General features: G+C 67.2%; 6 protein-coding genes. 4 read left to right on the forward strand and 2 right to left on the reverse strand.

The annotated features are described in order from the left end of the window. Position 1: 1 nt before the first annotated feature. Positions 2-748: a hypothetical protein gene (locus WA967_RS05080; protein ID WP_424419806.1), complete on the reverse strand. Its 747-nt coding sequence runs from the start codon at positions 746-748 to the stop codon at positions 2-4. Continuing rightward, positions 748-1359 (reverse strand): hypothetical protein, encoded by a 612-nt coding sequence (locus WA967_RS05085; protein ID WP_424419807.1) that lies wholly within the window; start codon positions 1357-1359, stop codon positions 748-750. Before WA967_RS05085 ends, WA967_RS05080 begins: the two co-directional genes overlap by 1 nt. Before the next feature lie 460 nt (positions 1360-1819). Between WA967_RS05085 and WA967_RS05090 the strand changes: the two genes are divergently transcribed. From WA967_RS05090 to WA967_RS05105, 4 genes are all read left to right on the forward strand, one after another. Beyond that, positions 1820-4351, forward strand: a complete 2532-nt coding sequence (locus WA967_RS05090) for an ATP-dependent Clp protease ATP-binding subunit (protein ID WP_424419808.1) — start codon at positions 1820-1822, stop codon at positions 4349-4351. Between the two features lie 115 nt (positions 4352-4466). Further along, positions 4467-4985, forward strand: a complete 519-nt coding sequence (locus WA967_RS05095; RefSeq protein ID WP_424419809.1) for an amino-acid N-acetyltransferase — start codon at positions 4467-4469, stop codon at positions 4983-4985. A gap of 9 nt (positions 4986-4994) precedes the next feature. Further along, complete coding sequence (locus tag WA967_RS05100) at positions 4995-5669, forward strand: hypothetical protein (RefSeq protein WP_424419810.1); 675 nt, start codon at positions 4995-4997, stop codon at positions 5667-5669. Positions 5670-5905: 236 nt separating this feature from the next. Then, complete coding sequence (locus tag WA967_RS05105; protein WP_424419811.1) at positions 5906-6316, forward strand: dehydrogenase; 411 nt, start codon at positions 5906-5908, stop codon at positions 6314-6316. The last annotated feature ends 351 nt before the right edge of the window (positions 6317-6667 follow it).

The raw sequence follows: 6667 nt of genomic DNA on the forward strand, positions 1-6667 counted from the left end.
GTCATACCAGCCCGTCCGTCTCGCGCTGCAGGCGCTCCTTCTCGGATTGCATCCGATGGCCGTGGCGGAACACTGCAGCCAATGCGCCCAGTGCGAGTGCTGCGGCGAAGGGCCAGAGCTGCACGGACAGGCTGAAGACGTGGGGTGCCGTGAGGACTCCTTCGTCGGGAAGCACCGCGTCGGCCGCCAGAGTCTGTCCGATCGGATCAAGCAGATCTCGAGCGATACCAGCCAGGAGTACGACGATGGCGGACACCAGGAGTGTCTGCCCGGTCCGGGCGGCGAACGGCCGACCGGCGGCGGTGTTCTTTGTGATGACACCGATGACGACAGCCGGGATCGCTGTCAGAGCCACGGACAGCAGCTGGGTAGCGAAGAGCACGGTGCGGATGCTGATCGGCAGCCCCTTGATCTGCAGATTCATCCCATTCGAGTAGGCACCGACCAGTTGAGGGAGATGGTGGGTCACCGGCAGCTCATCCGGCCGAATGGGGATGCCGCTGACGCCGTCGGCGTCGACCCAGGTCGTGTCTGAGAAGAAGGTGTTCCATGCGACGAAGATCAGCCCTGCCGCGCAGATCGCGATCCACGCATACGAGAGGGCTGCAGCCACGTCGAGCGCGACCGAGGTGCTGCCGGCCTTCTTCGCCGCGACACCCACCACCGACGCGACAAGTCCGAAGATCACCAGACCCAGGAGGATCTGAGACAGGCCGGATGCGAGATCCTCCGTGCCGATGCTGAACATCAGACCAGCCCCTCCGTGTCGCGCTGCAGTCGCCGGCCCGCGCGGAAGACGTAGACGAGTGCGAGCACCGCAGCGCCCACGATGATCGGCAGAGGCTCGAAGGTGAACGCGGGCTCCGCGGGCGCGCCGAGGTCCAAGGCAACCATCATCTGTCCGAGGCCTCCCAGGCCCTGCGCGAGCAGGCCTCCGAACATGATCGAGCTCCCGGCGATCAGTGCCGCCGACTGCATCGAGCGGTGGAAGGGCTTGCCGGAGACGATGCGCGCCAGTGCGAACGCGAAGCTCGCGGTGGCCAGGCCGATGGCGACTGCTCCGGAGATGTCAGATAGCGAGAGCAGCCAGAGGGGAGCTTCCTGCAGTTGAGAGAACGTCACCTGGATGGTGTCAGCATGCGCTTCGATCGCATCCTTGCCGGCCTTCACCGGCACTGTCGCCAGCAGTTCGACCGGGTAACGCGACGGGTCGAAGAGTCGGAACACCCCCCGGATCAGTCCCATTCCGGCGATCCATCCGCCGAGCCCCGCGCCGAGGACGAGGATCGCGAGTACGGCGATGCCGTCGCCTCGCGAGATCGTCACATCTGCGGCTTTCGGATGCTGCTGATCGGCCATCTCGTTCCCGTCGCGGTTGTGGTGATTGTTATCGCTTTTCGTTAACATAACGACAATCGATATGGGGGTCAACAAGACTGTTGAATTTCATGGCGCGACGCTTCGACAAGCTCAGTGATCCAGTCGTAAGACCCTCGCATGGAGCCGAGGGCGCAGGAACGTTCCGGAGTGAGCATCGGGGAGGGACCCGCGAAGCGGGAGGGGCACCCGCTCTGCGAACGAAGGAACGTTCCGGAGTCCGACCCGCCGACCCTTCGACAAGCTCAGGGACCCAGGAGGGGACGACCTTTCGACGGACTCAGGGACCCAGGTGGGGACGACCCGTCGACAGGCTCAGGGACCCAGGCAAGCAAGGGAGGTATGCCGACGGCGAACACGGCCGTCCGGCATCCATCCGGTCGTTACGCTCGATGTACAAGGCACCACTGCCGCTTCGCCCCGCGCGAAAGGAAGTCACAGCATGTTCGAGAGATTCACAGACCGAGCCCGTCGAGTGGTCGTCCTCGCCCAAGAAGAGGCGAAGATGCTCAACCACAACTACATCGGCACCGAGCACATCCTGCTCGGCCTCATCCACGAGGGTGAGGGCGTCGCCGCGAAGGCGCTCGAGAGCCTGGGCATCTCCCTCGACGCCGTGCGCGAGCAGGTGCAGGACATCATCGGCCAGGGTCAGCAGCAGCCGACCGGGCACATCCCCTTCACCCCGCGCGCCAAGAAGGTGCTCGAGCTGTCGCTGCGCGAGGCGCTGCAGCTCGGCCACAACTACATCGGCACCGAGCACATCCTGCTCGGCCTGATCCGCGAGGGAGAGGGTGTCGCCGCCCAGGTGCTCGTCAAGCTCGGCGCCGACCTGAACAAGGTCCGCCAGCAGGTCATCCAGCTGCTCTCCGGCGCCCCGGGCGGCCGCGAGACGGCATCCGTCGGCGCCCAGACCAACGACGGGCAGTCCGCCGCGCAGGGCGGGTCGCAGGTGCTCGACCAGTTCGGCCGCAACCTCACCCAGGCCGCCCGCGAGGGCAAGCTCGACCCGGTGATCGGCCGCGAGAAGGAGGCCGAGCGGGTCATGCAGATCCTCTCGCGCCGCTCCAAGAACAACCCCGTCCTGATCGGCGAGCCCGGCGTCGGCAAGACCGCCGTCGTCGAGGGCCTCGCCCAGGCCATCGTCAAGGGAGACGTGCCCGAGACGCTGAAGGACAAGCAGCTGTACTCGCTCGACCTCGGCTCGCTCATCGCCGGCTCCCGCTACCGCGGTGACTTCGAGGAGCGCCTGAAGAAGGTCACCAAGGAGATCCGCACCCGCGGCGACATCATCGTCTTCATCGACGAGATCCACACCCTCGTCGGTGCGGGCGCCGCCGAGGGCGCGATCGACGCCGCCAGCATCCTCAAGCCGCTGCTGGCCCGCGGCGAACTGCAGACGATCGGCGCGACGACTCTCGACGAGTACCGCAAGTACTTCGAGAAGGATGCTGCGCTCGAGCGCCGCTTCCAGCCGGTGCAGGTCAACGAGCCCACGCTGCCGCACGCCATCAACATCCTGAAGGGCCTGCGCGACCGCTACGAGGCGCACCACAAGGTGCAGATCACCGACGGCGCCCTGGTCGCCGCGGCCAACCTCGCCGACCGGTACATCAGCGACCGGTTCCTGCCCGACAAGGCCATCGACCTGATCGACGAGGCAGGGGCCCGTCTGCGCCTGAGCATCCTGTCCTCCCCGCCGGAGCTGCGCGAGTTCGATGAGAAGATCGCCAAGGTCCGCGAGGAGAAGGAGGCCGCCTCCGAGGAACAGGACTTCGAGAAGGCCGCCGCCCTGCGCGACCAGGAGAAGGAGCTGCTCGGCGAGCGGCTGCGCCTGGAGAAGCAGTGGAAGAGCGGCGACGTGTCCTCTCCTGCCGTCGTCGACGAGGGCCTGATCGCCGAGGTGCTCGCCCAGGCCACCGGCATCCCCGTCTTCAAGCTCACCGAGGAGGAGTCCAGCCGCCTCGTGTTCATGGAGAAGGCGCTGCACCAGCGCGTCATCGGGCAGGAAGAGGCCATCGCGGCGCTCTCCCGCACGATCCGCCGCCAGCGCGCCGGCCTCAAGGACCCGAAGCGCCCCTCGGGCTCGTTCATCTTCGCCGGCCCCACCGGCGTCGGAAAGACCGAGCTGGCCAAGGCGCTCGCCGAGTTCCTCTTCGATGACGAGGCAGCCCTGATCTCCCTCGACATGTCGGAGTTCGGCGAGAAGCACACCGTCTCGCGGCTGTTCGGAGCCCCTCCGGGATTCGTCGGCTTCGAAGAGGGCGGCCAACTCACCGAGAAGGTGCGCCGCAAGCCGTTCAGCGTGGTGCTGTTCGACGAGATCGAGAAGGCGCACCCGGACATCTTCAACTCGCTGCTGCAGATCCTCGAAGAGGGTCGTCTGACCGACGGTCAGGGCCGCGTCGTCGACTTCAAGAACACCGTGATCATCATGACGACCAACCTCGGTTCGTCGGCGATCGCCGGTGGCCCGGTCGGCTTCCAGGTGGAGGGCAACTCGCAGACCACCTACGAGCGGATGAAGGGCAAGGTCGACGAAGAGCTCAAGCGACACTTCAAGCCCGAGTTCCTCAACCGCCTCGATGACATCATCGTGTTCCCGCAGCTGAACAAGGACGAGCTGCGTCAGATCGTCGGCCTGTTCGTCAAGCAGCTGGGCGACCGCCTGCTCGACCGCGACATGACCGTCGAGCTGTCGGATGCGGCGAAGGACAAGCTCATCGACATCGGCTTCGACCCGACGCTGGGCGCCCGCCCGCTGCGTCGTGCCATGCAGCGCGAGATCGAGGACCAGCTGTCCGAGAACATCCTGCATGGCGAGCTCAACACCGGCGATCACGTGAAGGTCGACGTCGTCGACGGCGCCTTCACCTTCCACTCCGCTCCGCGCGGCGAGAAGGTCGCGGTCGGCGTCAGCACCACGCCGTCGATCTCCGCCACGCCGGACCTCGCCGCCACCGGAACCGACTGACGCGGGGCGCTTCACTTCGACTCGCCGACGCTCGCTCAGTACAAGCGACAGCCCCAGACAGACCGAGGGGCGGATGCTGCACAGCATCCGCCCCTCGGCGTCATAATCTGGAGGTGTGACAGAGTTCTCCCTCCGGCCCGCGCGCACGGCCGACATCACCGGCATCCACCGCCTGCTGGAGCCACTGGTGGAGCGACGCATCCTGCTCGGGAAGGATCTGGCGATCCTTTACGGCGCTGCGCAGGAGTTCATCGTCGCCGAGGTCGGGGGCGAGCTGATCGGCTGCGGCGCACTTCACATCATGTGGGAGGACCTGGGCGAGGTGCGCACCCTGCTCGTGCGCGAGGACTTCCTGCATCTGGGGATCGGCCGCGCGATCGTCGAGGCGCTCGAGCGCCGCGCGCTCGAGCTCGGGCTCAGCAAGCTATTCTGCCTGACCTTCGAGACCGACTTCTTCACGCGACGCGGGTTCGAGCCCATCGGCGAGCACGTCGTCGATCCCGACGTGTACTCGCAGCTGCTGCGCAGCGGTGACGCCGGCGTGGAGGAGTTCCTCGACCTCGCGCACGTCAAGCCCAACACTCTGGGCAACACCAGGATGCTCAAGCACCTGGCATCCAGCACCGCCGGATAGCCTGGACGCATGGCCCGCCAATCCGCCGCAGTGTACCGACGTCGGCGGCTCGTGGTCCTCGTCGCCCTGGTCCTGATGATCGCGGCTCTGGCAGGCGGGATCTGGTTCGTGATGACGCAGCCGTGGAAGACGGATGCCGCACCGGCATCCACCCAGTCGTCCGCACCGAAGACGGAAGCGGGGACCCCGCCCGCCACGGATCCGGCCTCGCCGCAGGCATCCGACGACCCGGCAGTCGACGCAGCCGGCCCCGATCCCGCCGAGACGCCGGGCGTGGTCGCCTGCGTGGCTGCCGACGTCGACGTGAAGGCGGTGACGGATGCCGAGACATACGCCGCCGGCGTGATGCCGAAGATCTCGATCTCGCTGACCAACAAGACCGACAAGGACTGCACGCTGAACGTCGGCTCCAGCATGCAGAAGTTCACCGTCACCAGCGGCCAGGACGTGTGGTGGCGCTCCACCGACTGCCAGACCGATCCGAGCGACCAGATCGCCACTCTCGCGGCGGGCGCGACGGTGAGCACGAAGACCCCGGTGGTGTGGGACCGCACCCGCTCGTCGGTCGACACCTGCGACAAGCCGAATCGGCCCCGCGCACCCGGTGGGGGAGCCTCGTACCACGTGAGCGTATCGATCGGCGGTTTCGACAGTGCGAGGTCGCAGCAGATCTTCCTGCGCTGAGGTGCACCGAGTCCAACCCCTGTACGCGCCGACCGGAATTTTGGGATACCATGTATCAATGGTTCTCCGAACTGCGCGGTGAAACCATCCCCAGTGGTGTCGTTCTCAGCGTCCCCAGCGCTTCGACACTCATCGCTGCGAGAGCCAGAGGGCCCCCTCGAACATCCCCAGTCCCCAATGGTGGAGTCGGAGGGGCCCAACTCTTCTCTCCGGGCCGGCTCTTCTAAGCTGGATCCATGGCGAAGAAGAGGTCCGGCGCGAAGCGCCCCGCCCCCCAGGAATTCCGCTCCGAGGCTCTCGCCCAGGCGCTGGAGAAGCAGGACATGGCGGCCGTCGCCCTGGCGCTGCGCAACGGCAACACCGTCGTCCCGCTGATCAAGCCCGGTCCGCGCGACAGGCCGCTGGACGGCGGCGAGGTGTGGACGTACCGGGATGCGAACACCGGCGAGGTGGCGCTGCTGCTGTTCAGCGATGCGAAGAACAAGCCCGAGAACCTGCCACCGGGCGTGGGGATCTACTCGCCGGCGTGGCTGAAGAGGTTTCTCACCGTGCACCGCGACAGGATCACGACGGTGTTCCTCGACATCGCCGGCCCCCATCCCATGCAGGCCCACCCCGAGGAGCTGCTGAAGGCCCTGCAGGCGTAGCGACGGCGACCCTTCGACGAGCTCAGGGACCCAGTGCCGGGGCCTCACGACGGGTCGGGGGCCCGGGGGTGGGGCCTCACGACTGGTTGGGGACCCCGGGGGTGGGGCCTCACCACCGGTTGGGGACCCCGGGGGTGGGGCCTCACGACGGGTCGGGGACCCCGGGGGTGGGGCCTCACGACGGGTCGGGGACCCCGGGGGTGGGGCCTCACGACTGGTCGGAGACCCCGGGGGTGGGGCGTCACGACTGGGTCGCTGAGCGTGTCGCAGCGTCGAAGCGTCGACTCAGAACGGCGGAATGGCGGCATCCGGGCGGCGCGCGGTCATCCGCTGCCGGATGTCAGTCAGGGC

This window comes from Microbacterium sp., from assembly GCF_049650565.1.
Classification (GTDB): Bacteria; Actinomycetota; Actinomycetes; order Actinomycetales; family Microbacteriaceae; genus Microbacterium.

Bases quoted from the DNA above. Each gene is read 5' to 3' on its own strand.
- WA967_RS05100 (WP_424419810.1), top strand. From the start codon at position 4,995: ATGGCCCGCCAATCCGCCGCAGTGTACCGACGTCGGCGGCTCGTGGTC.
- WA967_RS05080 (WP_424419806.1), bottom strand. From the start codon at position 748: ATGTTCAGCATCGGCACGGAGGATCTCGCATCCGGCCTGTCTCAGATC.
- WA967_RS05105 (WP_424419811.1), top strand. From the start codon at position 5,906: ATGGCGAAGAAGAGGTCCGGCGCGAAGCGCCCCGCCCCCCAGGAATTC.
- WA967_RS05090 (WP_424419808.1), top strand. From the start codon at position 1,820: ATGTTCGAGAGATTCACAGACCGAGCCCGTCGAGTGGTCGTCCTCGCC.
- WA967_RS05085 (WP_424419807.1), bottom strand. From the start codon at position 1,359: ATGGCCGATCAGCAGCATCCGAAAGCCGCAGATGTGACGATCTCGCGA.